General features: G+C 64.9%; 21 protein-coding genes. 5 read left to right on the forward strand and 16 right to left on the reverse strand.

Translation table 11 applies throughout. The features are described 5' to 3' along the window. Positions 1-43: 43 nt before the first annotated feature. Positions 44-2,416 (reverse strand): LPS-assembly protein LptD, encoded by a 2,373-nt coding sequence (locus F6X39_RS27920; protein WP_187618953.1) that lies wholly within the window; start codon positions 2,414-2,416, stop codon positions 44-46. Positions 2,417-2,640: 224 nt separating this feature from the next. On the opposite strand from F6X39_RS27920, the gene F6X39_RS27925 reads away from it, so the two are divergent. Both F6X39_RS27925 and murU read left to right on the forward strand, forming a co-directional pair. Beyond that, positions 2,641-3,708, forward strand: coding sequence for an aminoglycoside phosphotransferase family protein (locus F6X39_RS27925; protein WP_187618954.1), 1,068 nt, complete (start codon positions 2,641-2,643; stop codon positions 3,706-3,708). 3 nt (positions 3,709-3,711) lie between these two features. Next, the gene (gene murU / locus F6X39_RS27930) at positions 3,712-4,425 is read left to right on the forward strand and encodes an N-acetylmuramate alpha-1-phosphate uridylyltransferase MurU (protein WP_187618955.1); all 714 of its coding nucleotides are present in this window, start codon (positions 3,712-3,714) and stop codon (positions 4,423-4,425) included. 3 nt (positions 4,426-4,428) lie between these two features. Here the strand turns inward: murU and F6X39_RS27935 are convergent, their stop codons facing one another. Next, positions 4,429-6,327, reverse strand: a complete 1,899-nt coding sequence (locus F6X39_RS27935; RefSeq protein ID WP_187618956.1) for an ABCB family ABC transporter ATP-binding protein/permease — start codon at positions 6,325-6,327, stop codon at positions 4,429-4,431. Positions 6,328-6,533: 206 nt separating this feature from the next. On the opposite strand from F6X39_RS27935, the gene F6X39_RS27940 reads away from it, so the two are divergent. Continuing rightward, positions 6,534-6,929 (forward strand): acyl-CoA thioesterase, encoded by a 396-nt coding sequence (locus F6X39_RS27940; RefSeq protein WP_090803024.1) that lies wholly within the window; start codon positions 6,534-6,536, stop codon positions 6,927-6,929. A 124-nt stretch (positions 6,930-7,053) separates the two neighbouring features. Continuing rightward, positions 7,054-7,665, forward strand: a complete 612-nt coding sequence (locus F6X39_RS27945) for a glutathione S-transferase family protein (RefSeq protein ID WP_187618957.1) — start codon at positions 7,054-7,056, stop codon at positions 7,663-7,665. Between the two features lie 61 nt (positions 7,666-7,726). On the opposite strand, the gene F6X39_RS27950 is transcribed toward F6X39_RS27945, so the two are convergent. Together F6X39_RS27950 and F6X39_RS27955 are read right to left on the reverse strand one after the other, a co-directional pair. After that, complete coding sequence (locus F6X39_RS27950) at positions 7,727-10,927, reverse strand: EAL domain-containing protein (protein WP_187618958.1); 3,201 nt, start codon at positions 10,925-10,927, stop codon at positions 7,727-7,729. Between the two features lie 210 nt (positions 10,928-11,137). Continuing rightward, complete coding sequence (locus F6X39_RS27955) at positions 11,138-11,614, reverse strand: nitrate reductase associated protein (RefSeq protein WP_184062390.1); 477 nt, start codon at positions 11,612-11,614, stop codon at positions 11,138-11,140. A gap of 158 nt (positions 11,615-11,772) precedes the next feature. Between F6X39_RS27955 and fdhD the strand changes: the two genes are divergently transcribed. Further along, positions 11,773-12,657 carry a formate dehydrogenase accessory sulfurtransferase FdhD gene (gene fdhD / locus F6X39_RS27960; protein WP_187618959.1) on the forward strand — a complete coding sequence of 295 codons (885 nt, stop codon included), beginning with the start codon at positions 11,773-11,775 and terminating at the stop codon, positions 12,655-12,657. Between the two features lie 65 nt (positions 12,658-12,722). Here fdhD and F6X39_RS27965 read toward each other — a convergent pair whose 3' ends face one another. The 12 genes from F6X39_RS27965 to F6X39_RS28020 form a co-directional block, all read right to left on the reverse strand. Further along, entirely contained in the window at positions 12,723-13,493 is a 771-nt protein-coding gene (locus F6X39_RS27965) for an enoyl-CoA hydratase (protein ID WP_187618976.1), read from the reverse strand. A 117-nt stretch (positions 13,494-13,610) separates the two neighbouring features. Beyond that, positions 13,611-14,810 (reverse strand): acetyl-CoA C-acyltransferase, encoded by a 1,200-nt coding sequence (locus tag F6X39_RS27970; RefSeq protein ID WP_187618960.1) that lies wholly within the window; start codon positions 14,808-14,810, stop codon positions 13,611-13,613. Positions 14,811-14,884: 74 nt separating this feature from the next. Further along, complete coding sequence (locus tag F6X39_RS27975) at positions 14,885-17,320, reverse strand: 3-hydroxyacyl-CoA dehydrogenase/enoyl-CoA hydratase family protein (RefSeq protein ID WP_187618961.1); 2,436 nt, start codon at positions 17,318-17,320, stop codon at positions 14,885-14,887. 85 nt (positions 17,321-17,405) lie between these two features. After that, entirely contained in the window at positions 17,406-19,193 is a 1,788-nt protein-coding gene (locus tag F6X39_RS27980) for an acyl-CoA dehydrogenase C-terminal domain-containing protein (protein ID WP_187618962.1), read from the reverse strand. 98 nt (positions 19,194-19,291) lie between these two features. Then, positions 19,292-19,891: a TetR/AcrR family transcriptional regulator gene (locus F6X39_RS27985; protein ID WP_187618963.1), complete on the reverse strand. Its 600-nt coding sequence runs from the start codon at positions 19,889-19,891 to the stop codon at positions 19,292-19,294. An 89-nt stretch (positions 19,892-19,980) separates the two neighbouring features. Then, positions 19,981-20,160, reverse strand: coding sequence for a hypothetical protein (locus F6X39_RS27990; RefSeq protein ID WP_187618964.1), 180 nt, complete (start codon positions 20,158-20,160; stop codon positions 19,981-19,983). Positions 20,161-20,184: 24 nt separating this feature from the next. Then, on the reverse strand, positions 20,185-21,444 hold the full coding sequence (gene clsB, locus F6X39_RS27995; protein WP_184062400.1) for a cardiolipin synthase ClsB: 1,260 nt from the start codon (positions 21,442-21,444) through the stop codon (positions 20,185-20,187). Continuing rightward, a complete protein-coding gene (gene nudB / locus F6X39_RS28000) occupies positions 21,441-21,956 on the reverse strand; it encodes a dihydroneopterin triphosphate diphosphatase (RefSeq protein ID WP_187618965.1) in 516 nt (171 codons plus the stop codon). The genes clsB and nudB overlap by 4 nt, the downstream gene beginning before the upstream one ends. Before the next feature lie 220 nt (positions 21,957-22,176). Next, positions 22,177-23,976, reverse strand: a complete 1,800-nt coding sequence (gene aspS / locus F6X39_RS28005) for an aspartate--tRNA ligase (RefSeq protein ID WP_187618966.1) — start codon at positions 23,974-23,976, stop codon at positions 22,177-22,179. Between the two features lie 75 nt (positions 23,977-24,051). Then, positions 24,052-24,708: a DUF502 domain-containing protein gene (locus tag F6X39_RS28010; RefSeq protein WP_187618967.1), complete on the reverse strand. Its 657-nt coding sequence runs from the start codon at positions 24,706-24,708 to the stop codon at positions 24,052-24,054. A 75-nt stretch (positions 24,709-24,783) separates the two neighbouring features. After that, positions 24,784-25,101 carry an FmdB family zinc ribbon protein gene (locus F6X39_RS28015; protein ID WP_018419399.1) on the reverse strand — a complete coding sequence of 106 codons (318 nt, stop codon included), beginning with the start codon at positions 25,099-25,101 and terminating at the stop codon, positions 24,784-24,786. Between the two features lie 173 nt (positions 25,102-25,274). Then, complete coding sequence (locus F6X39_RS28020) at positions 25,275-25,895, reverse strand: methyltransferase domain-containing protein (protein ID WP_187618968.1); 621 nt, start codon at positions 25,893-25,895, stop codon at positions 25,275-25,277. Position 25,896 lies beyond the last annotated feature (1 nt).

Raw genomic sequence — 25,896 nt, forward strand, 5'->3', positions numbered from 1 at the left:
GCTTCGCCCGTCTTTTCGCAAGCCGTGAATGACCGGGCGACCGTCATTCGTAGTTGGTGAACCGCGACTCCGGCGGTGGCGGTGGCGGCAACGGCATGTAGCCGGCCACACTGCTGCGGAACGCGGTCATCAGCCCGTTGTCGACGCTCGACAAGCCCTTGAACGTCAACTGCGCCAGAAACCGTGTGCTCGACTGATTCTGTCCCGACGAGTTCAGGCCGTTCGCGTAGCGCTGGATGCCGGCGCCGAGCGTCCAGCAGTCCGCGTCGTATTGCAGGCCGACCAGGCCGTCGACGATACGGTGGCCACCCAGGTCGTAGTTGAACCGGCCCACACCGTACATCCGGTGCGTCAGCGGCCATTGGCCCGAAATCAGCACCTGATTGATCGGCTGGTTGTCGAGCGTGGTGTTGGCGCGCGTGTAGCGGTACGCGACGTTGATGACCTTGCCGCTCGCCGGACTGAACCCGAAGCCGACACTCGTCTTCGTGAGCTGGTTATTGTCCGCATTATATTGGAACGCCGTTTCCGAAGCGAAACCGGCGCCCAGCTTGATCGACGCGCCCGCGATCAGGTCCGAGTGCGTGGCCTGGGTACTGGTCTGGGTCGGCGTCAGCGTAACGCGCTGATCCCGGAAGTAATACTGCTGCGCGATCACGAAGCGCGCGCGCTCGTCGCCGGTGGACGGGTTGATGAAGCGCGTGGTGAGACCGGCGGTCAGGCGGTTCGCGTCGGCGATCCGGTCGTTACCGACGAACGTATTCGGCGTGAAGATTTCCGCGAGACCGAAGTCGGATTCGGCGGTATCGAACAGCGGCGCGTTGTTCTGATTGCGGTACGGCGTGTACACGTAGTACAGGCGCGGCTCCAGCGTCTGGATATAGTCCGCGCCGAAAATGCGCACCGAGCGCTCGAACGTCAGTCCCGTGTCGAACGTGAAGGTCGGAATCGACTCGGTGAAATTCTTCTGCGCCCCCGGCACGTTCGCCAGATCGGTGCCGATGTTGTTCAGGTTGTACGACGCAAAGTGCCACTGCACCTTCGGCGTGACGAAGTAGCCCGGCCCCACCACCGAATACGACAGGTACGGGTTGAACAGCACCCGCTGGCCTTCGCTCAGATCCGCGGTGGTGATGCGGAAGTTCGAGTAGTCGGCTTCAGCGCCGAAATCGAAGCCGCCGATGTTGTACTTCGCGTACTTGACGTTCAACTGCGGCTGGCGGCCGTACGGCGCGACCGACGGCTCCAGCGTCTGCCAGTGCTGCTCACGCGCGAGCACGGACCACGGTCCGTTGTTGTAGGTCAACCCGGCTTCCTGCTGATACAGGAGCTGGGTGCCGTTCATGAACTGGTTGACCGACGACGACAGGTCTTCCGGATAGGTGTTGTCCGAAACCTTGTTGTAATAGATGTAGCCGCCGAAGCCGTTACCGAAATTCTGGTTGTGCTGGATGTACAGCGCGTAGCGGTTGGTCTTCGTCAGGCGATCGTCGGGCAGAAATTCACCGGTGATCGACCCGGAATACGTCGGCGACAGATAGCGGAACGTGCTCTGCAACTGCACACCGCGCTTCGAGATCAGACGCGGCGTGACCGTCAGATCGCGATTCGGCGCGATGTTGAAGTAATACGGCACCGACAGCTCGAAACCGTTCGTCGAGCTCAGCGAGAACGTGGGCGGCAACAGGCCGCTGCGCCGATCGCCCGACAGCGGGAACGACAGCCACGGCGACGCGAACACCGGCACGCCCTGGAAGAACAGCACGCTGTTGTAGGCGACGCCTTCGTCCGCGCCGGTGTCGAAATCGAACTCGCTGCCCTTGATGTACCAGGCCGGATTGTCCGTGCACGCGCAGGCCGTGTAGGTGCCCTTCGTGAACACGGAGCGCTCCGCGTCGAGCAGGTCGACGCGCTGCGCGCTGCCCGAGCCGCCCGTCAGCGTGAAGTGGTACTTCGGCGCGGTCATGAAGCCTTCGGTCGAATCGACGCGCAGATGCGCTTCGGGTCCGATGAAGGTATTGCCGGTATTGATCACGTGGACATTGCCGTACGCATCGGCCATGTCCGTGTCCTGATCGTAGTGCAGGGCGTCGGCCTTGATCACGGACGTGTTGTGCCGCACTTCCGCCGAGCCCTTGGCGGCCAGATCCTGGTCGATCGTGCCGCTCGCGTGGTCGCCGAGCACGAAGGTGGCCGGCCGCTGGCCCGTTTGCAACGGATGATCCTCGAGCTGCGGCGCAAGCTGCATGCCCCACGGCGGGTAGACCGCCTGCGGTTGCGCAGCTTCCCCCACCAGCTGGGCGTGCGCAAGCGCGGGCATCAGGCCCGGAACGGCGATCAGCGCCGCGACGAGCCGCCTTTTGCGCGGCACTACTGCACAGGAAGGAGTGGTATCGGAAAGCTGTCTGGGCGGCATGTATCGTTTGGCGAGTCGACCCGTGCGCAAGCTTTCGTCGTCACGATCCACCGCCTGCACACCGCGACCGTTAGAGTCGGCTGCACGTCTGGATTCCCAATTTGCCGAGTGATAAGGCGGGCGGTGAAACGGAGCACGCGAAAGCTGGCGTGTGAGTCGCGTCAAAAAAGTCGTGGGGTATTATATGGCAAGACGTTGTCCCCAAGAATTTGCCGCCGCTTTTCATGACGCTGCCTTCCACCCAAGATTTCACCGACACCCGTCTCTGCCTGCTCAAGGCCTGGCTGCAAGGCCACGCGGCGCGCCATGCGCTCGAGCCCGACACCCTCGTTCCGGCCTCGTCCGACGCCAGTTTCCGCCGTTATTTCCGGCTCGCCGGTAAGGCGCCGCAAGGCAACGGCGCGGCCACGCTGATCGCCGTCGACGCGCCGCCGCCCGAAAAATGCCGCGAATTTGCACAGATCGCGCAATTGCTCGCCGCCGCCGGCGTGCACGTGCCGCGCGTGCTCGAGGTCGACTTCGACGCGGGCTTCATGCTCGTCACCGATCTCGGCACCGCGTCGTATCTGGGCGCGCTGACCGATGCGCAGGCCGCGGGCGACACGCGCGCGGCTCGCGCGCTGATGCGCGACGCGCTCGACGCGCTGATCCGCTGGCAGCTCAGCTCGCGCGAAGACGTGCTGCCGCCGTTCGACGAAGCGTTCCTGCACCGCGAGATGGAGCTGATGCCCGAGTGGTTCATCGGCCGGCACCTTGGCCGCGAGGTCGATGCCACCACGCGCGCGCTGCTCGATCGCACGTTCGCGCTGCTGATCGCGAGCGCGCGCGCGCAGCCGCAAAGCTTCATGCTGCGCGATTTCATGCCGCGCAATCTGATGATCGCCGAGCCGAACCCCGGCGTGCTCGACTTCCAGGACGCGGTGTACGGGCCGATCACGTACGACGTCGTGTCGCTGCTGCGCGACGCGTTCCTCAGCTGGGACGAGGAGTTCGAGCTCGACTGCTTCGCGTACTACTGGGAGCGCGCCAAAAAAGCCGGCCTGCCGGTCGATGCCGATTTCGGCGAGTTCTACCGCCAGCTCGAATGGATGGGGCTGCAGCGGCACATCAAGGTGCTCGGCCTGTTCTGCCGCATCAACTACCGCGACGGCAAGGCGCATTACATGAACGACCTGCCGCGCTTCATCGGCTATGCACGCAAGGTGGCGGAGCGTTACGCGCCGCTGCGCGGGTTCGCGAAACTGCTCGACGACCTCGACGGCCGCGCGCAGGAAATCGGCTACACCTTCTGACCGATGACGATGTCCGTAAAGAAAGCGATGATTTTCGCCGCGGGCCGCGGCGAGCGCATGCGTCCGTTGACCGACGCGTGCCCGAAGCCCTTGCTCGAAGCGGGCGGCAAGCCGCTGATCGTATGGCAGATCGAACGGCTCGCGCGGGCCGGCATCCGTAGCATCGTGATCAATCATGCGTGGCTCGGCGCGCAGCTCGAAGCCGCGCTCGGCGACGGTTCGCGCTGGCAGGTCGAGCTGCGCTACTCGCCCGAGCACGAGGCGCTGGAGACCGCGGGCGGCATCGCGCAGGCGCTGCCGCTACTGACCGACGAGGGCGCGGATCAGTTGTTCGTCGCGGTGGCCGGCGACGTGTACACCGATTACGACTACGCCGCGCTGCACGCGCACGCCGGCCGGCTGAAGGCGCTGCCCGAGCCCGGCATGCATCTGGTGATGGTGCCGAATCCGGGATTTCACCCGAACGGCGACTTTGGTCTCGTCGACGGCGTGCTGTCGCTCGACGCGCAGCCGCGCCTCACGTTCGGCAGTTTCGGTCTGTACGACACGCGCATGTTCCGCGATCTGCCGCGCGGCACGCGGCGCGCGCTGAGCCCGTATTACCGCGCGACCATCGCGCGTGGGCTCGCGAGCGGCGAGCTGTATGAAGGCTTGTGGGAGAACATCGGCACCCAGGCGCAGCTGGAAGCGCTCGATCGGCTGCTGCGCGCGCGCTGAGCTTTACTTCGCCGGGCTCTCACCTGCCCCGACTGCTTCCGCTCTTTCCACCGCATCCGTGGTGTGCGCGGCGCGCTGCTGCAGCGCCCACATCTGCGCGAACAAACCGTTCGCGCGCAACAGCTCCGCGTGCGTGCCGCGCTCGACGATGCGCCCTTTGTCCATCACGATGATCTGCTGCGCGTGCACGACCGTCGACAGCCGGTGCGCGATGATCAGCGTCGTGCGTTCGCGCGCGATCAGGTCGAGCTCATGCTGGATCGCGCGCTCGGAGCGTGAATCGAGCGCGGACGTCGCTTCGTCGAACAACAGGATCGGCGGATTCTTGAGTATGGTCCGCGCGATCGCGACGCGCTGCTTTTCGCCGCCGGACAGCTTGAGCCCGCGCTCGCCGACCGGCGTGCCGTAGCCCTTCGGCAGACTCTCGATGAACTCGTGGATATGCGCGGCGCGCGCCGCCGCGATCACTTCGTCGCGCGTCGCCGACGGTCGACCGTACGCGATGTTGTAGTAGATCGAGTCGTTGAACAGCACCGTGTCCTGCGGCACGATGCCGATCGACGCGCGCAGCGAATCCTGCGTGACGTCGCGAATATCCTGCCCGTCGATGCGAATCGCGCCGCCCGTCGCGCGGTCTAGATCGTAGAAGCGGAACAGCAGCCGCGCGAGCGTCGACTTGCCCGAGCCGCTGTGGCCGACCACCGCCGTCGTCGTGCCGGCCGCGATCGTGAAGCTCACGCCGTGCAGAATCTGCCGCGAAGGCTCGTACGCGAAGCTCACGTCGTCGAAGCGCACCTGCGCGCCGCTCACTTGCAAAGCCACCGCATTGGGCGCGTCGGGCACTTCCCGCGGTGCGCCGAGCAGCGAGAACATGCGGTCCATGTCGGTCAGGCTCTGCTTCAGCTCGCGATAGACCACGCCGAGAAAATTCAACGGAATATACAGCTGCAGCATGAACGTGTTGATCAGCACCAGGTCGCCGAGCGTCAGACGCCCGGCCATCACGCCCTGGGTCGCGCGCCACAGGATGAACACGAGCCCCGTGCCGATGATCGCCTGCTGCCCGAAGTTCAGCGCCGACAGCGAACGCTGCGACTTGATCGCCGCCGCGCGATAGCGCTTCAGGTTCTCGTCGTAGCGGCTCGCTTCCCACTCCTCGTTGCCGAAGTACTTGACGGTCTCGTAGTTGAGCAGCGAGTCGATCGCGCGCGAATTCGCCTTCGAATCGAGCTCGTTCATCGTGCGGCGAAAGTGCGTGCGCCACTCGGTGACCTTCACCGTGAACGCGATGTACACCGCGAGCGCGACGAACGTGACGATCGCGTAATAGGCCTCGTACTTGACGACGAAAAAGCCGAGCACGAGACCGACTTCGACGAGCGTCGGCAGGATGCTGTACAGCGAATAGGAAATCAGCTGCGTGATGCCGCGCGTGCCGCGTTCGATATCGCGCGACATGCCGCCCGTCTGCCGCTCCAGATGAAAGCGCAGCGACAGTCCGTGCAGATGGCGGAACACCTTCAGCGCGAGTTGGCGCACCGCGCTTTCGGTCACTTTCGAAAACAGCATTTCGCGCAACTCGGTGAAAAGCGACGTCGATAGCCGCACCACCGCATACGCGACCACCAGCAAGCCGACGCCGCCGAGCAGCACGATGCCGGGCGCGTCCTGCGCGCGGCCGAGCGCGGTCAGATGCCGGACCGACGCGAGACTGTCGACGATGCGCTTCATCACGATCGGCACGCCGAGGTTCGCGACCTTCGCGCCGATCAGGCAACTGAGCGCGAAGCCGACTCGCCATTTGTAGGTGGCAAGGTATGGCAGCAGCGACAGGATCGTTTGCCAGTCGTTGCGGGGTGCGGTGGAAATCGGCGAGGGTTCGGACGAAGGAGCGCGGCGCATAAATCGTGGGGAGAGTGTGGAGCTGCCGGAGTTCGCAGCGGCGCGCGGCGCGCGCGCTTCGCTGGGTGCTTTCCCGTACAATTCCTGATCTTTCTATTGTCGCAGAAGCCGACTGGCGGCGCTTTGCATGGCCTACTGTCGAACTGGCCCAGCCATTGCGTCAATGCGCGTCAATACACTCGAACACGTTTCCCAAGGATGTCCCGATGACCGATCTTCTTCAACTTCCGTCCAAGCCGTGCGCGCTGCGCGTCATGCCGCAGCCATCGGACGCGAACATTCACGGCGACGTGTTCGGCGGCTGGATCATGGCGCAGGTCGACATCGCCGGCTCGATTCCGGCAAGCCGTCGCGCGAATGGGCGGGTCGCGACGATCGCGGTTAATTCTTTCCTGTTCAAGCAACCGGTGTTCGTCGGCGATCTGCTGAGCTTTTACGCGGATATCGTGAAGACCGGCAATACGTCGGTGACAGTGTCGGTCGAGGTCTACGCGCAGCGGTTGAGGCTCTCGCAGGAAGTCGTCAAGGTCACGGAAGCGATCCTCACCTACGTCGCCACCGACAGCGACCGCCGTCCGCGCGCGCTGCCCGCGCTGGACTGAGCCGGCGAGGATGCTTAAGCTAGCGATTCCACGCGTCACGCGCCGCGCCGCCCGCTAGCCGTTCCGGCCGATCAGCGCACGAGGCCCGGGGCGCCCCCATAGTCGCTCTTCTCATGGAAACGAGATGAAACTGATCGGAATGCTCGACTCGCCCTACGTGCGGCGCGTCGCCATCTGCATGAAGCTGCTCGCGCTCGACTTCGAACACGAGTCGATTTCGGTTTTCCGCACCTACGACCGGTTCGCGAAGATCAACCCGGTCGTCAAGGCGCCGACGCTCGTCGCCGACAACGGCGCGATCCTGATGGACTCGACGGTGATCCTGCAGTATCTGGCAACGCTCGCCGGCCCCACCCCGCTGTTCCCGACGCAGGCCGACGCGGCGTTGCGCGCCGCGCGTCTGACGGGTCTCGCGCTCGCCGCGTGCGAAAAGAGCGTGCAGATCGTCTACGAGCGCAATCTGCGGCCTCAGGAGAAGCAGCATGAACCGTGGGTCGAGCGCGTGCGCGCGCAACTGCTCGCCGCCTATGCCGAACTCGAACGCGAGTTGGGCGAAGGGCCGCTGCCCGACACGCAGCAGCAGTTCAGCGCGGCGGACGTGGCCGTCGCCGTAGCCTGGCAGTTCACGCACATGATGCTGCCGGAGGCGGTCAGCAAGGCCGATCATCCGCGGCTCGAGAAGTTTTCCGCGTTCGCGGAAAGCCTGCCGGTGTTCAAGGACACGCCGGCTCAGTGACCGGCGTTGGACGCGACACGCGGCGACACGCGGCGACACCCGTCGCCGCGTCATGCTCCCCTCACGCCGGCTCCAGCTCCGGCACCAACCCGCCGTGCAGCAATTCGGAAATCGCTTCCGTCGATAGCGGCTTCGCGAAATAGAAGCCCTGCATTTCGTCGCACGCGCGTTCCTTCAGGAAGTCGAGTTGCGCCGACGTTTCCACGCCCTCGGCGATCACCTGCAACTTCAGCGAATGGGCGAGCGCGATGATCGCCGACGTGATCGTCTCATCGTCGCCCGATACGCCGATATCCGACACGAACGAGCGGTCGATCTTCAAGCGGTCCACCGGGAAGCGCTTCAGATAGCTGAGGCTCGAATAGCCGGTGCCGAAGTCGTCGATCGCGAGACCGATGCCGAGCGCGTGCAGTTCGTTGAGCATCGACACCGCTTCTTCCGCGTTGCGCATGATCGTGCTTTCGGTCAGCTCGAGTTCGAGGTACTTCGGTTCGAGTCCGGTCTCGTCGAGCACCTGCATCACGAGCTTCGCGATGTCACGCTGCTGGAACACCCGCGCCGACAGATTCACCGACACGCGCGCCGGCGGCAAGCCCTGATCCTGCCACGCCTTGTTCTGCCGGCACGCCTCGCGCAGCACCCACTCCGACAGCGGCCCGATCAGCCCGCTTTCCTCGGCGAGCGGAATGAACGACGACGGCTGCACGAGCCCGACCTCGGGATCGTGCCAGCGCACCAGCGCCTCGATGCCGACGATCTGTCCGCTGCCGATATCGACCTGCGGCTGATAGTGCAGCAGGAACTCGTTGTCACGCAGCGCGCGGCGCAGGCGTCGTTCGAGATTCAGGCGCGCGCCCGCGCTCGCGTTCATCTCCGGCTGATAGAACTGGAACGTGTTGCGCCCCATGTCCTTCGCGCGATACATCGCGACGTCGGCCTTCTTCATCAGCGTTTCGGCATCCTCGCCGTCCTGCGGGAACAGGCTCGCGCCCATGCTGCAGCCGACGTACAGCTCGGTGCCGTCGAGCCACACCGGCTCGGCGATCGACGCGCGCACGCGCTCCATCCACGTGATCAGCGATTGCTCGTCGACCGTGTCGGTCATCACGATCACGAACTCGTCGCCGCCGTGACGCGCAACCGTGTCGCTGGTGCGCGAGCAGCGCGCGAGCCGTTCGGCGACCACCCCGAGCAGCCGGTCGCCGACGCTATGGCCGAGGCTGTCGTTGACGTTCTTGAAGCCGTCGAGATCGAGGAACACGACCGCGACGCCCGAATGATGCCGCTGCGCGACGACGAGCGCATGTTCGAGCCGGTCGCGCAGCAGGTTGCGGTTCGGCAGCCGCGTAAGGCCGTCGTAGTTGGCCTGGTATTCGAGCTGCTCCTGATAGCGGATCAGCTCGGTCACGTCGTTGATGACGCCGATATGATGGGTGATCACGCCTTCCGCGTTCGGCACCGGCGCGATGAACAGCTGATTCCAGAACAGCGCGCCGTCCTTGCGATAGTTGCGCACCACCGCGCTGACCTCGCGATTCGCCGCGAGCGCCTCGCGGATCAACGCGACGCCTTCCTGGTCACGGTCGTCGCGTTGCAGCACGCGGCAGTCGTGGCCGATCACCTCGGCGGGATCGTAGCCGGTGATGCGCATGAACGCCGGATTCACGTATTCGATCAGATTGCCCGACGGCGACGGCGCGGTGATCAGGATCGCGTTGACGCTCGCGTCGAGCGCCCGGCTTTGCAGACGCAGCGCGAGATCGGCGCGCTTGCGCTCGGTGATGTCGGTGTACGAGCCGAGCACGCCGATCACCTGACCGCCGCCGTCGGTGAAGGGCAGCTTGCTCGTGACTGTCGTGCGGTGCAAGCCGTCGATCACGAAGTCGACCTCGAAGTTCATCTTGGGCACGCCGGTGCTCACGACTTCGCGATCGTGCTCGGTCAACAGGTCGGCGAACGCGCGCCACGCCAGGTCGGCGTCGCTCTTGCCGACCACCTGCTCGGGGTACGCGAGCCCCGCGTCGCGCGCGAATGCCATGTTGCAGCCGAGATAGCGCGAGTTCAGGTCCTTCCAGAAGATGCGCTGCGGAATGTTGTCGATCACCGCTTCGAGCATCTGATTCGAGCGCTGCGCTTCGGCTTCGGCGTTGATCTGGTCGGTCACGTCGTCCGCCAGCACGAACGAGGCGTCGCGGCCCATGAAGTTCAGTGCGTGATAGGACACGTTGACGCTGAGGATCGAGCCGTCCTTGCGCCGATGCCGCCAGATGCCCGCCATCGTGTGGCTCTGGCGGAGGTCGGCGCTACGCTGCAGGTGCGTCTCCAGTCGGCCGATTTCCGAGTTCGGGCGGATCGCGCGGATCGTCATGCCGAGAAACTCGTCTTCCGTGTAGCCGTATTGCTGGATCGCGGCCGCGTTGACGGCGAGGAAGCGCAGCGTGTCGCGATCGAAGATGTACATCGGCACGGTGTGATCGTCGAACAGGCTGCGAAAACGCTCGTCGTTGCGCACTAGCGCGCGGGCGCTGCGCAGCTTTTCGCGAGCGCTGTTCTCGCGCACGCCGAACGTGAGGAACAGCAGCACGCTGCCGGTGAGCATCGTCACGAGCAGCACGAACATAGCGCGCTCGCTGTCGCTCGCCGATGCCGCGAGCGAGATCTGCAACGAGCGGTTTTCCTCGCTGCGCAACGTGGCGAGCGCGGCTTCGACACGCTCTAGCGCGGGGGCAAGATGCGAGTTCGACGGCGCAGGGTCGAGGGATGCTTCGAATGCCGCGTCGAGGGGGGCCGCCCCTGGTGCTTCGGTCGATGCCGCGTGCGCCACGCCCGACGCCGCCCCCGACGCCGCGCTTGCCGCTCCGGGCAGGTCACTCGCATGGTTGCGCAGCGTGTCCTCGAGATCGTGCTGCAACGCGTGCCGCGCCGCGCTCAGGCTGGCGAGCGCCCCCGACATGTACGGCTCGCTCGCGAGCTCGTCGCGCAGTGATTGCTCGCGGCTCGCGAGTGTGTTCGTCATCGAAGCGGCCGCGTCGGGCGGCACCGGCTTGCCCGATTCTTTCAGGCGGTGCAGAGCGGCGAGCGCGTTATCGAGCGCGGCGTGATACGCATCGAGGTTCTGGCGCACGCTGGTCGAGCGCGCGAGGCGCGCATCGGCGTCGCGCTGCCCGCGAATCTGCGTGTACGCGACGAACGCGTTTGCACCGACCGCGACGACCACGACCGCAATATTGATCAGCAGTCGCTTCGATAGAAAAGGATTCATGGGTTCCGAACGTCAATCGTTCCGAGGGCGGGAGAGCGCGCTCGCTGCCGGTGCGTCGGGCCGCATCGATGCAAGTCTTTTACGCGCCATCCTTTGGATATCGGCAGCGATCGGAAGCGGGTTGAGGGTCGGCGTGAAAAAAATCTGATGATTTGGGGGAAGGCTGCGAGTTGGTGGGGTGCCTGGCTGGGAGCGGCTGGCCGGCCGCACCTAGCCGGCCGCTCCAAATTCCTTCATCGCCGGGACGAAATCGTGGCTCGCCTCGGGCTTGCGCGACAGCTTCGCGAGCACATAGCGCTTGAAAGGATCGAGCTCGGCCCAGCGCGCGACGCTCGGCGCGGCGAGACCGGCCAGCCCCGCCTGATGCGCGACACCGTCGGGCACGCTGTCGGTTTGACGCCAGGCCGGCGACTCCTCCGGCGTAAACCACTCCGGTTCGACGTTCGCGTGCGTGCGCAGCATCTCGAACAGCGCGTGATCGAAATTCGGTTCGATCTGCGTGTCGTCTTCGACCGGGAAACGCGCGAGCAGCTTACGATCTTCGAGCGGCAGTTGCTGCCACTGCGCGAGCGTGATGCGCAGCCCGAAACGGTCGAGATTGAAGCGCACCGACATCGGGATATAAGTGAAATTCTCCGAAGACGCGACCTCGAAGTCGAACAGAAGCGGTGCTTCGTTGAGTCCCATGTCAGTGCTCCTTGTCGGTGGCGGACAGCGTGCGGGCGTCGCTTGAGGTATTTTAGAACCTTATTCGCGCGACGGCGCCCCGCGCGGCGGCCGCCGCGAAGCACACGGCGAGGCCGGCGCACCCTTTGACGCGCGGCATGATACAGGAGTGAAGCAGCTTGAACGGACAGCAAAACGGGCGCCAAACCGGGCGGGCGGACGGCCAGCCCCACGCCCTCGACAGCGACGAACAACCCGGCGCGGTGCAACTCGAAGTGCGCCGCCATCGCGGCGCGGCGGTTGAAACCGCCACCGATCACGTCGGCCAGGAGTGGCCGGTCGCGCTCGTGTTCAACGGCATCTCGCACGCGGTGATGATGTGCACGCCGCGCGATCTCGAAGCGTTCGCGGTCGGCTTCGCGATTTCGGAGGGGATCGTCGAGCGCGGCAGCGACATTCAGGACATCGAGGTCGAACTGCACGGGCACGGCGAGCTGCCGCATGCCGAGGTGCAATTGCAGGTCGTGCAGCAGGCGTTCGCCGGTTTGAAGGAAAAGCGCCGCGCGCTCGCCGGGCGCACCGGCTGCGGCGTGTGCGGCATCGAAAGCATCGATCTGCTGGATCTGAAACCGCAGCGTGTACCCGACACTGGCTTCTTGCAGCGGCTCGCGCCCGATGCGATCGCACGCGCCGCGCGCGCGCTGCCCGAGCACCAGGCGCTCACTCGTTTGACGGGCGGCCTCCACGCGGCCGCGTGGTGTGATGCGCAAGGCGCGATCCATTATGCGTTCGAGGACGTCGGCCGCCACAACGCGCTCGACAAGCTGATCGGCCAGCTCGTGCTCGACCGCGCCGATACGCGCGACGGTTTCGTGTTTCTGTCGAGCCGCGCGAGCTACGAGCTGGTGCGCAAGGCCGCGCGCGTCGACGTGCCGATGGTCGCGACGATCTCGGCGCCGTCGTCGCTCGCGATTGCGATCGCGCGTGAGGCGGGCGTGCGGCTCGTGAGCTTCTGCCGCGAAGGCAGCTACGTCGATTACGACACCTGGCAGCAGCAAGCTTGAGCGATTGAAGCGGCGCAGCGACGATTCACGGCTTACCCACCCGAAGCCCGCCTGCGTCGCCCCCCTCAGTCGAACCGTCGGAAATCCGGCTTGCGCTTCTCGAAGAACGCCTTGAACGCCTCGCGCGCTTCGGGCGCAAGCAGCATCTTGCCGAAATGCACGGCTTCCTCGGTCATCTGCGTCTGCAGTTCCTGCTGGCTCGCGCGCTTCATCAGGCTCTTCGTCACGCGCAACGACGACGCCGGCAGCGCCGCCAGCTTCGCGGCCTGCGACGCCGCGAACGCGTCGACTTCGCCCGCCGGCAGCACGCGATTCACGAAGCCCATGCGGTGCGCTTCGGCCGCGTCGAACGCCTCGCCGAGCAGCAGTTTTTCCGCCGCCGCCTGGTAGCCGGCCACGCGCTGCAGCAACAGGCTCGACGCTGCTTCCGGGCACAGCCCGAGCTGCGTGAACGGCAGCGAAAAGCTCGCGGTGTCGGCCGCGTAGACCAGATCGCAATGCAGCAGCAGCGTCGTGCCGACGCCGACCGCCGGCCCCGCGACCGCCGCCACCACCGGTTTTTCCGCCGAACATAGCGCGCGCAGGAACTGGAACACCGGCGGGGTTTCGCCAACCGGCGGCGACTTCATGAAGTCCTCGAGATCGTTGCCCGCGCTGAACATGCCCGCGCTGCCGCGAATCAGGATCGCGCGCACCGACGCGTCGCCCTGCGCTTCTACGAGCGCGTCGGCCATCGTCTGATACATCGCGGCCGTGAACGCGTTTTTCCTGCCGGGCCGGTTGAAGCTGATGGTCAGCACCGCGTCGGCGCGCTCGACCAGAATATCCGTCGTCATCCCGTTCATCTCCTTGTGCTCCTGCTGAATGTAGAAACGGTTCGCAAGCCGCGCGGCCTGCGAACCGTTGCGCGGTCCCTGGTGGATCACAGAAGAATCCCCCGTTCGATCAGCGGCTCACAGACGCTCGATGATGCCCGCCGCGCCCATGCCGGTACCGACGCACATCGTCACCATGCCGTACTTGTAGTTGCGGCGGCGCAGGCCGTGCACCACGGTCGCCGCACGAATCGCGCCGGTCGCGCCGAGCGGATGGCCCAGTGCGATCGCGCCGCCGAGCGGGTTGATCTTCGACGTATCGAGGCCGAGGTCCTGGATCACCGCGAGCGATTGCGCGGCAAACGCCTCGTTCAGCTCGATCCAGTCGAGGTCGTCCTGCTTCAGGCCCGCGGCTTTCAGCGCGGCCGGAATCGCTTCCTTCGGGCCGATGCCCATGATTTCCGGCGGCACGCCGCGCACCGCGAAGCTGACGAAGCGCGCGAGCGGCGTCAGATTGAACTGCTTGAGGATTTTTTCCGACACGACGATCAACGCACCCGCGCCGTCCGACGTCTGCGAGCTGTTGCCGGCCGTGACCGAGCCTTTGTTCGCGAACACCGTGCGCAGCTTCGCGAGGCCCTCCATCGACGTGTCCGCGCGCGGACCTTCGTCGAGCGACACCTCGCGCGTTTTCACGTTGATCTCGCCGGTCGCGAGATCGGGCACGCGATCGACGATCGTGTACGCGGCGATTTCGTCGTTGAATTCGCCGGCTTGCTGCGCGGCGATCGCGCGGCGGTGCGATTCGACCGAGAACGCGTCCTGCGCTTCGCGGCTGATCTTCCAGCGCTCGGCGACTTTCTCCGCGGTCAGGCCCATGCCGTACGCGATGCCGACGTCTTCGTTGCGATCGAAGATATGCGGCGACAGCGACGGCTTATTGCCCATCATCGGCACCATGCTCATCGATTCGCAGCCGCCCGCGATCATCGCATCCGCCTCGCCGACGCGGATGCGGTCCGCGGCCATCGCGAGCGCGGTCAGACCCGACGCGCAGAAGCGGTTCACCGTGACACCGCCGACCGTGTTCGGCAGACCGGCGAGCAGCGCGCCGATTCGCGCGACGTTCAGGCCCTGCTCCGCTTCCGGAATCGCGCAACCGACGATCGCGTCTTCGATCACGCCGGTGTCGAGGCCGGGCACCTGAGCGACGGCCGACCTGATCGCGTGAACCAGCAGCTCATCCGGACGTGTGTTCCTGAACATGCCGCGCGGCGCCTTGCCGATCGGCGTACGGCTCGCGGCGACGATGTATGCGTCTTGCAATTGCTTTGCCATTTGGGAATCTCCTTTGTCGACCAGAGTTGGCCAAAGCTCTTACTCTGGTCCCATGCACATTGTGCGGTCGCCGCTTAATTGCGCACCGGCTTGCCGGTCTGCAGCATGCCCATGATCCGTTCCTGCGTCTTCTGCGTGCCGAGCAGCTCGACGAACGCGCGACGCTCGAGTTGCAGCAGCCATTCTTCGTCGACGAGGCTGCCCGCTTCGACGTCGCCGCCGCACACCGCTTCCGCGATGCGGCTCGCGATCAGGAAATCGTGCTCGCTGATGAAGCGGCCGTCGCGCATGTTGACGAGCGACGCCTTGATCGTCGAGATCGCCGAGCGTCCCGCGACCGGCACCTGGGTCGCGCGCAGCGGCGCACGGTAGCCCGCCGCGGCGAGCGCGCGCGCTTCCTTCTTCGCGACGTCGAGCAGTTCGAACACATTGAAGACGATCGTGTCGGAAGGCTTCAGGTAGCCCATCGCGCGGGCATCGAGCGCGGAGGCCGACACCTTCGCCATCGCCGCGTTCTCGAACGACTTCTGCAGGAACTTCAGCAGATCGTTCGTCGCGCCGACCTGGCTTGCCGCTTCGGCCGCGCGCAGCGCCGCTTCCTTCAGGCCGCCGCCCGCCGGCACGAGACCCACGCCGACTTCGACGAGACCCAGATAGCTCTCGATGTGCGCGACGCGCTTCGCGCTGTGCAGTGCGAGCTCGCAGCCGCCGCCGAGTGCGATGCCAGAGATCGCCGAGATCACCGGCACGTTCGCGTACTTGACGCGCAGCATGCCCTGCTGGAAATTCTTCACGAACGGCTCGATGCCCTTCGCGCCGCCCATCATGAACGCGGGCATCGCTTCTTCGAGGTTCGCGCCCGCCGAGAACGGACCGCCCGGCGTGCCGAGCTTCAGCGATGTGGGCTGCCACACGACGAGGCCCTTGTAGTCCTTCTCGGCCAGTTCGATCGCCTGCGTGAGCCCTTCGATCACCGCCGGTCCGATCGTGTTCATCTTGCTCTTGAACGACACGATCAGCACGTCGTCCTCGCCCGCGCGATCGTCGACCCATGCGCGCACCGCATCGGTCTCGAACAGCGTCTTGCCGTAGGTCTTCGGATCAGCGCCGGTTTCGCCGACGAGCGGCGCGCGGAACACCTGCTTGCGGTACACGTCGAGCGACGAGCGCGGCACGAAGGTCTGCGTGGCCGGTGACCACGAGCCTTCGGCCGTGTGCACGCCGCCCTTCTCGTCAACCGCGCCTTCGAGCACCCACGACGGCAGCGGCACGTTGGCGAGCGCCTTGCCCGCCGCGATGTCTTCCTGCACCCATTCGGCGACCTGCTTCCAGCCGGCCGTCTGCCAGCCTTCGAACGGACCTTCGTTCCAGCCGAAGCCCCAGCGGATCGCGAGATCGACGTCGCGCGCGTTGTCGGCGATCGATTCCAGATGCACGGCGATGTAGTGATAGACGTCGCGGAAGATCGACCACAGGAACTGCGCCTGCGGGTGCTGCGTTTCGCGCAACAGCTTCAGACGCTCGGCAGCCGGACGCTTCAGAATGCGGCCGACGAGTTCGTCTGCCTTCCCGCCGCCGTCGATATATGCACCCGTGTTCGGATCGAGCACCTTGATCGCCTTGCCTTCCTTCCTGTAGAAGCCGGCGCCGGTCTTCTGGCCGAGCGCGCCCTTCTGCACCAGTTCGGCGAGCACGGCCGGCGTTTCGTAGACCGGCAGAAACGGATCGTCCGGCAGCGTGTCCTGCATCGTCTTGATCACGTGCGCCATCGTGTCGAGACCGACCACGTCGGCGGTGCGGAACGTCGCCGACTTCGCGCGGCCGAGGCGCGCGCCGGTCAGGTCGTCCACTTCGTCAAAACGCAGGCCGAACTTCGCGGCTTCGGCAATAACCGCAAGGATCGAGAACACGCCGACGCGGTTCGCAATGAAGTTCGGCGTATCTTTCGCGCGCACGACGCCCTTGCCGACCACGCTGGTCAGGAAGGTTTCGAGCTGATCGAGAATTTCCGGACGCGTCGTCGCGGTCGGGATCAGTTCGACCAGATGCATGTAGCGCGGCGGATTGAAGAAGTGCACGCCGCAAAAGCGCGCCTTCAGTTCGTCCGCGAAACCTTCGGACAGTGCGGTGATCGACAGCCCCGACGTGTTGGTCGCGAAAATCGCGTTCGGGCCGATGTGCGGCGCGACCTTCTTGTACAGGTCGTGCTTCCAGTCCATGCGTTCGGCGATCGCTTCGATCACGACGTCGCACTCGGCGAGCTTGTCGATGTCGTCGTCGTAGTTCGCGGGCTGGATGTATTGCGCGTCGTCCTTCACGCCGAACGGCGCCGGCGACAGCTTCTTCAGATTTTCGATCGCCTTCAGCGCGATCCCGTTCTTCGGGCCTTCCCTGGCGGGCAGATCGAACAGCAGCACGGGCACCTTGGCGTTGATCAGGTGCGCGGCGATCTGCGCGCCCATCACGCCGGCGCCGAGCACGGCTACCTTGCGAATGATCAGATTGCTCACGTCGTTTCTCCGGAGAGTTGTGCGATGGCGCGAAGCGTCAGCCATGCTTCGCGCGATGTGTGTGGCCTCGCTCGATGTGCGAGCGTCAGAACAACGCTTCTTCGACGTCCATCATCGGCTTCGAACCGGCGCGCGCCTGGCGGATCGTCATCGCCGTTTCGGGCAGCAGCTTCGCGAAGTAGAAGCGCGCGGTCGCGAGCTTCGCCTTGTAGAACGGATCGCCCGATGCCTCCTTGTCCAGCGCGATACGCGCCATGCGCGCCCAGAAGTACGAGAACACCAGATGGCCGACCGTGCGCAGATACGGCACGGCCGCGGCGCCGACTTCGTCCGGGTTCTGCATCGCCTTCATGCCGATTTCCATCGTCAGTTTCTGCACCTTTTCGCCGATCTCGGCGAGCGGGTTCACGAACTCCTGCATCTCCGGCTTGATGCCTTCGGCTTCGACGAATTCGGCGACGAGCTTGCCGAACTTCTTCATCTTCGCGCCCATGTCGCCGAGCACCTTGCGGCCGAGCAGGTCGAGCGACTGGATGCCGTTGGTGCCTTCGTAGATCATGTTGATGCGCGCGTCGCGCACGTACTGCTCCATGCCCCATTCGGCGATGAAGCCGTGGCCGCCGTAGATCTGCATCGCGTGATTGGTGCCTTCGAACGCGTTGTCCGACAGGAACGCCTTCAGGATCGGCGTGAGCAGCGCGACGAGGTCGGCGGCTTCCTTGCGCTCGGCTTCGTCGGCATGCGACAGCTCCTTGTCGATCTGCAGCGCCGACCAGTACGAGAACGCGCGGCCGGCTTCGGCGTAGGCCTTCTGCGTGAGCAGCATGCGGCGCACGTCCGGATGCACGATGATCGGATCGGCGGCCTTTTCCGGCGCCTTCGGGCCGGTCAGCGAACGCATCTGCAGCCGCTCTTTCGCGTACGTGAGCGAGTTCTGATATGCGACTTCGGTGAGACCGAGGCTCTGCATGCCGACGCCGAGACGCGCGGCGTTCATCATGACGAACATCGCGTTCAAGCCTTTGTTCGGCTCGCCGACCATCCAGCCCTTCGCGTTGTCGAGATTGATCACGCAGGTCGCGTTGCCGTGGATGCCCATCTTGTGCTCGATCGAACCGCACTTCACGCCGTTGCGCTCACCGGGCTCGCCCGCTTCGTTCGGCACGAACTTCGGCACGATGAACAGCGAAATCCCCTTGGTGCCCTTCGGCGCATCCGGCAGACGCGCGAGCACGAGGTGAACGATGTTCTCCGCCATGTCATGCTCGCCGCTCGAAATGAAAATCTTCGTGCCGCTGATCGAGTACGAGCCGTCGCCATTCGGTTCGGCCTTCGTGCGCAGAATGCCGAGGTCGGTGCCGCAATGCGGCTCGGTCAGACACATCGTGCCGGTCCAGACGCCTGCGACGAGCTTCGGCAGATAGCGCTGCTGCAATTCCGGCGTGCCGTGCGCGTGCAGGCATTCGTACGCGCCGTGCGACAGGCCCGGATACATCGTCCACGCCTGATTCGCCGAGTTCAGCATTTCATAGAGCGCGTTGTTGACGAACGCGGGCAGTCCCTGGCCGCCGAATTCCGGGTCGCAACCGAGCGCCGGCCAACCGGCTTCGACGTATTGCCGATAGGCTTCCTTGAAGCCCTTCGGCGTGGTCACGACGCCGTCGCCGGCATACGTGCAGCCTTCCTGGTCGCCGCTGTAGTTGAGCGGGAACAGCACTTCGGAGCAGAACTTGCCGGCTTCCTCGAGCACCGCGTTGATCGTGTCGGCGTCGAGTTCGGCGTGCTTCGGCATTTGCCGAAGTTCGGCCTCGACGTTGAGCAGTTCGTGCAACACGAATTGCATGTCGCGCAGCGGCGCGGCGTACTGTCCCATGACTCTCTCTCCCTGGTTTGACAAAAAGCCAGGCCGTTGGCCGGGTCCGTGGTCGGACCTTCTGCGCCGCGCGTTTCCGGTAGATTCCGGCGACGCCGCTAACGGCTTTCGCTTTGATACGAATTAATCAGTTTTTCCAGCGCGGCCCACGTGAGACGCACCGCATCCGGCAGATGCAGAAAGCGCGCGTCGTGATGCAGGCCGAGCGTGACGCTATACAGTTCGAACAGCATCAGCTGCGGGTCGGTATCGGCGCGCAGATGCCCTTCTTCCATCGCTTGCGAGATCGCGCGCGTGAGCGCCGCACGCCACGTCGTCACGCTCAACACCAACTGCTCGCGCACCTGGCTATCCGCGCGGTCGTCGTATTCGACGGCGCCGCTGATGTAGATGCATCCGGTCGTGACTTCCTGAATGCGTTTCTCGATCCAGCGGGAAATCATCGCGCGCAAGCGCGGCAGACCACGCGGCTCGCGCAGGCTCGGGAAAAACACCTCGTCTTCGAAACGGCGGTGGTATTCGCGCACGACCTCGATCTGCAGATCCTCGCGCGACCCGAAATGCGCGAACACACCGCTCTTGCTCATCTGCATGCGCTCGGCCAGCAGACCAATCGTCAGACCTTCCAGTCCGTCTCGGCCTGCCAGATCGAGTGCTGCGTCGAGAATCGCGGCTCGGGTTTGTTCGCCTTTTCGCATAGCTGTTTTACCGTTCTAATGTGACCGAATTGAAAATCGAACGGCCGTACTATTATTGAGTGCTTGCCGTCCGCGAAACAAGGACTTTATTAGAAACCGGTTTCTAACCGGCTTCTAATTTTGCGGCTTTCGATCATCAGATCAATCAGATTTTTAGAGGCGTTTGCCTTGAATCGATGGTTGCCGATCGGCGCGCGCTGTTCTCGCGCGTGTTCTATTTCTTTGCCCCGCTTCGCTGGCGCCGCTTGATGGCCGACATGATGCGGCAAGCGCGGGCTCTCGTGCGAGTGGTATTAGTCGTAGCCGCCCACCGTCAGCAGCTTCATCGCGACGCGGTAGCTCGTGTACGCGATCCAGCTCAGCGCGCGCACGCGCGCCGGTCGCGATTCGTAGTGCGCTTCATCGATTGGGCGCGCGTCCGTGAACGCGTCGAGAATCGCGTCGCGCAGTTTGGGGATCGACGGATCGTTCACGAGCACGACGTTCGCTTCGTTGTTCAGCATCAGGCTGAGCGCATCGAGATTCGACGAACCGACCGTGCCCCAGTTCGAATCGACCACCGCGACCTTGCCGTGCAGCAGCGTCTTTTCGTATTCGGCGATCTGCACGCCTGCGCGCAACAGCGCGTGGTACAGGAACGGCACGGCGTAATCGAGCGCCTTGAACTCCTTGCGCCCGATGATCAGCTTCACGACCACGCCGCGCCGCGCCGCGAACACCAGCGCGCGACGCAGCTTGCGTCCCGGCATGAAGTACGGATTCGCGAGCAGGATTTCATGGCGCGCCTGGCCGATCGCGGCCAGATAAGCTTTTTCGATCGCGCGGCGGTTGATCAGGTTATCGCGCGCGACGAATGCGACGCACGGCTCGCCGCCGGCCCACAGTGCCTCGTTGCGGCGTCGCCGGCGTCTGCGCAGACTGCCAAGCGAGTTGGCGTCCTGCGACGACAGGTCGGGCTTCATCGAATCGAGCGGCCGATGGCCGACGCGAATCCGCCGCCACTGCACGTCGATTGCATCGCGCACGTCGGCGACCACCGGCCCGCGCAACTCGACCGCGAAGTCCCAGCGCCGGTACGGCAGCTTCTCGCCGTTGTTCTCGTAATCGTCGACGATATTGATGCCGCCGCAATACGCGATCTGATCGTCGATCACCGCGAGCTTGCGGTGCGTGCGCGAAAAGCCGAAGCGGCCGAACAGATGCGGGTTGTAGATGCGATGCTCGATGCCGCCGGCCGGCCATTGCTCGAACATCTTCAGGCGCGCGGTGCCGACGCCATCGGTGATCACGCGCACTCTGACGCCGCGCGCGGCAGCGCGAAGCAGCGCCTCGCTGACCGCGTGGCCGGCTTCGTCGTCGCAGAAGATATAGGTTTCGAGCGCGACGTTGTGCTCGGCCGCGTCGATGCGCTCGATCAGCGCGTCGAAGAAATCGTCGCCGGAGCGCAGCAGCTCGACCTCGTTGTTACTGGTGAAGCGGTAGCGCTGCCAGTAACGACGGCCGAGCAACGTGTGGCGCAGACGCGCCAAACGGCCCGAGCCGCCTGCGCTCACCGGCCACGCTCCCCGGCCAGCGGGCCGGATTGCGGGTCGACCGGGCGTGCGGCGAGCCGCCGCGGCAACTGCAGGATCGCATCGGCATTCGACGACGAAAAGCAGCGCGATGCGGCCTCTTCATATGGCAGCCACATATACGCGGTGTGTTCGCGCGGCGCGAGCGTCACGTCGATGCACTCGGGGACCTGCAGGCTGAACCAGTGCTCGGTGTTGTAGAGCACGCCCGCTTCGTAGCGGTAACGAAATTCCGGGTAGATCTCGTAGTCGATCGAGTAGTGCCAGTCGAACAACCCGCTGCGCGGCACCAGTGCGCCGCCGATCATGATGCCGGTTTCCTCGCCGACTTCGCGCACCGCCGTGTCGGCGAGCGGTTCGTCGAGCCGGTCTTTCGAACCCGTCACCGACTGCCAGAACGCCGCATGATCGGCGCGCTCGAGCAGCAGCACGTCGAGCGCAGGCGTATGAATGATGACGAGGACGGACTGCGGAATTTTCGGCGGTTTCGGCATGGCTCAAACTGGGCGCGACGATACGCGCGGTACATGTCGGATGACGGTCGAAAGGGTCTGGAAAGCGGTGGCTTCACTGTAACGCAAAAAATGAAAAAGGCGCTGAGGTGGAGATCACCTCAGCGCCTTTTCGTTTCGCTCGTGTGGTTTTTTTGCGGCCGCCGGCCCGCTGGCCGGCACACGCAAGACCGCTTGCTGGCCGCGCGCAGCGGCCGCGGTTTTATGCCTTCGGTTCCGGCGTACGCAGACGGATGTGCAGCTCGCGCAGCTGACGCTCGTCGACTTCGCTCGGCGCCTGCGTGAGCAGATCCTGCGCGCGTTGCGTCTTCGGGAACGCGATCACGTCGCGGATCGAGTCGGCGCCGGCCATCATCGTGACGATGCGGTCCAGACCGAACGCGATACCGCCGTGCGGCGGCGCGCCGTATTGCAGCGCGTCGAGCAGGAAGCCGAACTTCGCCTGCGCTTCTTCCGCGTTGATCTTCAGCGCGCGGAACACCTTGCTCTGCACTTCCTCACGGTAGATACGCACCGAGCCGCCGCCGATTTCCCAGCCGTTCAGCACCATGTCGTAGGCCTTCGCGAGGCAGCGCGCGGGGTCCGTTTCGAGGTACTCGAGGTGCTCGTCCTTCGGGCTCGTGAACGGGTGATGCGCGGCGACGTAGCGGTTGTCTTCCTCGTCGTATTCGAACATCGGAAAGTCGACGACCCACAGCGGCTTCCAGCCGGACTCGACGAGGCCGTTGGCCTTGCCGAATTCCGAATGACCGATCTTCAGACGCAGCGCGCCGAGGCTGTCGTTGACGACCTTCGCGCGATCCGCCGCGAAGAAGATGATGTCGCCGTCTTGTGCGCCGGTGCGCTCGATGATCGCCTTCAGCGCTTCGTCGTGCAGGTTCTTCACGATCGGGCTTTGCAGACCGTCACGGCCCTTCGCCGCTTCATTGACCTTGATCCACGCGAGACCCTTCGCCCCGTAGATGCGCACGAATTCCGTGTAGCTGTCGATGTCGCCGCGCGACAGCTCGCCGCCCTTCGGCACGCGCAGCGCCGCGACACGGCCGTCCTTCGTGTTGGCCGGGGTGCTGAACACCTTGAAGTCGACGTCGCGCATCGCATCGGTCAACTCGGTGAACTCGAGCTTCACGCGCAGGTCCGGCTTGTCCGAACCGAAGCGGCGCATCGCTTCCGCGTATTCCATGACCGGGAATTTCTGGTCGAGCTCGACGCCGATCGTCTTCCTGAACACGTGACGGATCATCGCCTCGAACAGATCGCGGATTTCCTGTTCCGACAGGAACGAGGTTTCGCAGTCGATCTGCGTGAATTCCGGCTGACGGTCGGCGCGCAGGTCTTCGTCGCGGAAGCACTTGGTGATCTGGTAGTAACGGTCGAAGTTCGCGACCATCAGCAGCTGCTTGAACAGCTGCGGCGACTGCGGCAGCGCGAAGAACTGGCCGGGGTTCGTGCGCGACGGCACGAGGTAGTCGCGCGCGCCTTCCGGCGTGCTCTTCGTGAGCATCGGCGTTTCGATGTCGATGAAGCCCTGCTCGTCGAGGTACTTGCGCACTTCGATCGCGACGCGGTAGCGCAGACGCAGGTTGTGCTGCATCTGCGGACGGCGCAGGTCGAGCACGCGATGCGTGAGGCGCGTGGTTTCCGACAGGTTGTCATCGTCGAGCTGGAACGGCGGCGTGACCGACGCGTTCAGCACGATCAGCTCGTGGCACAGCACTTCGATCTTGCCGCTCTTCAGCGATGCATTGGTCGTGCCTTCCGGACGGCCGCGCACAATGCCCTTGACCTGCACGCAGAACTCGTTGCGCACGCCTTCGGCGACCTTGAACATGTCAGCGCGATCCGGATCGCAGACGACCTGAACGAGCCCTTCGCGATCGCGCAGGTCGATGAAGATGACGCCGCCATGGTCGCGGCGGCGGCTTACCCAGCCGCACAGCGAGACGGATTGGCCCAGCAGTTCTTCGGTCACCAGACCGCAGTATTCAGATCTCATCGACATGATGTTTGTCTTTCGTTTTGCATTGGTTGAACGGCGCGCCGCAGACGATCCTGCATGAAGCGTTGCGCGCCGGCATTAGAGCGGGGGCTCGACGGTGGCGCGGCGCACCGGCGCCGGCTGCGGCGCGGACGGCGCCACGACGCCCATCGAGACAATGTACTTGAGCGCAGCGTCGACCGTCATGTCGAGCTCGATCACTTCGCTTTTCGGCACCATCAGGAAGAAGCCGGACGTCGGGTTCGGCGTGGTCGGCACGTATACGCTGACGTAATCTTCCTTCAGATGGTTGGCCACGTCGCCGCCCGGGATGCCGGTCAGAAACGCGATCGTATAGGACCCGCGGCGCGGGTACTCGATCAGCAGCGCCTTGCGGAATGCATTGCCACTGCTCGACAGCAGCGTGTCGGACACCTGCTTCACGCTGGTGTAGAGCGGGCCGACCACCGGAATGTGCGCGACCAGCAGTTCCCACCACTTCACGAGCTTCTGCCCAATGAAGTTCTGCGTCAACAGCCCGACGACGAAGATGAACGCGAGCGTGAGCACCGCGCCGAGGCCCGGCAAGCGATAGCCGATCGTGCGTTCCGGCTGCCACGAGGTAGGCAGCAGCAACAGCGTCTGGTCCATCGTGCCGATGATCAGGCCGAGCACCCACAGTGTGATGGCCAGAGGCACCAGCACCAGCAGGCCGGTCAGAAACACCGATTTGAGCGTGAATTTCTTCGTCGTCATGTGTACCGCCAGAAAGCTGCGCGGGCCGAAGCCCATGCGCGGTAGATACGCCGCCCGCGCGGGGCGGCGGTCCCACTAGGCGCTGCCGGAACCGCTCGGGCTCGTGGCGGCGGGCGCTGCGGCGGGCGCCGCGGGCGCGGCAGCCGATGCAGCCGGGGCTGCGGCTGCGGCCGGCTCGGACTTCGCTTCCGACGCGGCTGGCGCGCTCGTGCTGCCGCGGAAATCGGTCACGTACCAGCCGGAGCCTTTCAACTGGAAGCCGGCGGCGGTGAGTTGTTTGCTAAAGGTGTCTTTTCCGCACTCGGGACACTGCGTCAACTGGGGGTCGCTCATCTTCTGGAGCACGTCCTTCCCGAAACCGCATGACCCGCAACGATAAGCGTAGATCGGCATGATCCTTTCTCACTCCAAATCCCTACTGAAATCTTGTAAACGCTTGCAAAGCCTTGAATTATAGCCGCAAACGATGTCCGTTCCCCGGATTTCGGGAAGCGGACGCACGACGCGCCCGCCACCGCGCCAGATGGGGACGACCCCCGGGCCTCTCAAGAGCGGCGCGCGTGGCGTTAGCCGCGACGCCGCCAGGTGAGCCAGCGCTCGCGTCCGGCGAATACGGCGATCGAGTCGTCGACCGCTTCGTCTTCGACCAGCTCGAAGTGTGGCGTAAGCAGCGCATCGAGCTCGCCGCGTTCGATGCCGAACGGCGGTCCTTTCGGCGTCGCGCCGATGAAAAAGATGCCCGCCAGCAACCCGCCGGCCGGCAGCAGTTCGCCCATGCGCTGCGCGTAGTCGGCGCGGCGCGCCGGCGGCAGCGCGCAGAAGAATGCGCGCTCATAGATCCATGCCGGTGCGAACGGTGGCGCATAGGTGAAGAAATCCGCCTGTTCGACCAGCGATGCATGCGCGCCGAGCTGCTCGCGTGCCGCCGCCACGGCGGCCGGCGAGAAGTCGATCGCGCGTACCGGGTTGCCCTGGCGCGCGAGCCATACCGCTTCGTGCGCGCTGCCGCAGCCTGGAATCAGCACGGCCACGTCGCGGTGCCGTTCGGCGAACGCGCGAAACGCGGACGGCACGCCCGCCTGATCCCACGGCGTGAAATGGCGCTCGAAGCGTTCGTCCCAGAACTCGGGCGAGTCGGGATCGCGGGTTGCGAAATCGGGCGCGGCGGGTTGGGTCGGATCGCTCATC

This window comes from Paraburkholderia sp. UCT2 (genome assembly GCF_014397665.1).
In the GTDB taxonomy this organism is placed as follows: Bacteria; Pseudomonadota; Gammaproteobacteria; order Burkholderiales; family Burkholderiaceae; genus Paraburkholderia; species Paraburkholderia tuberum.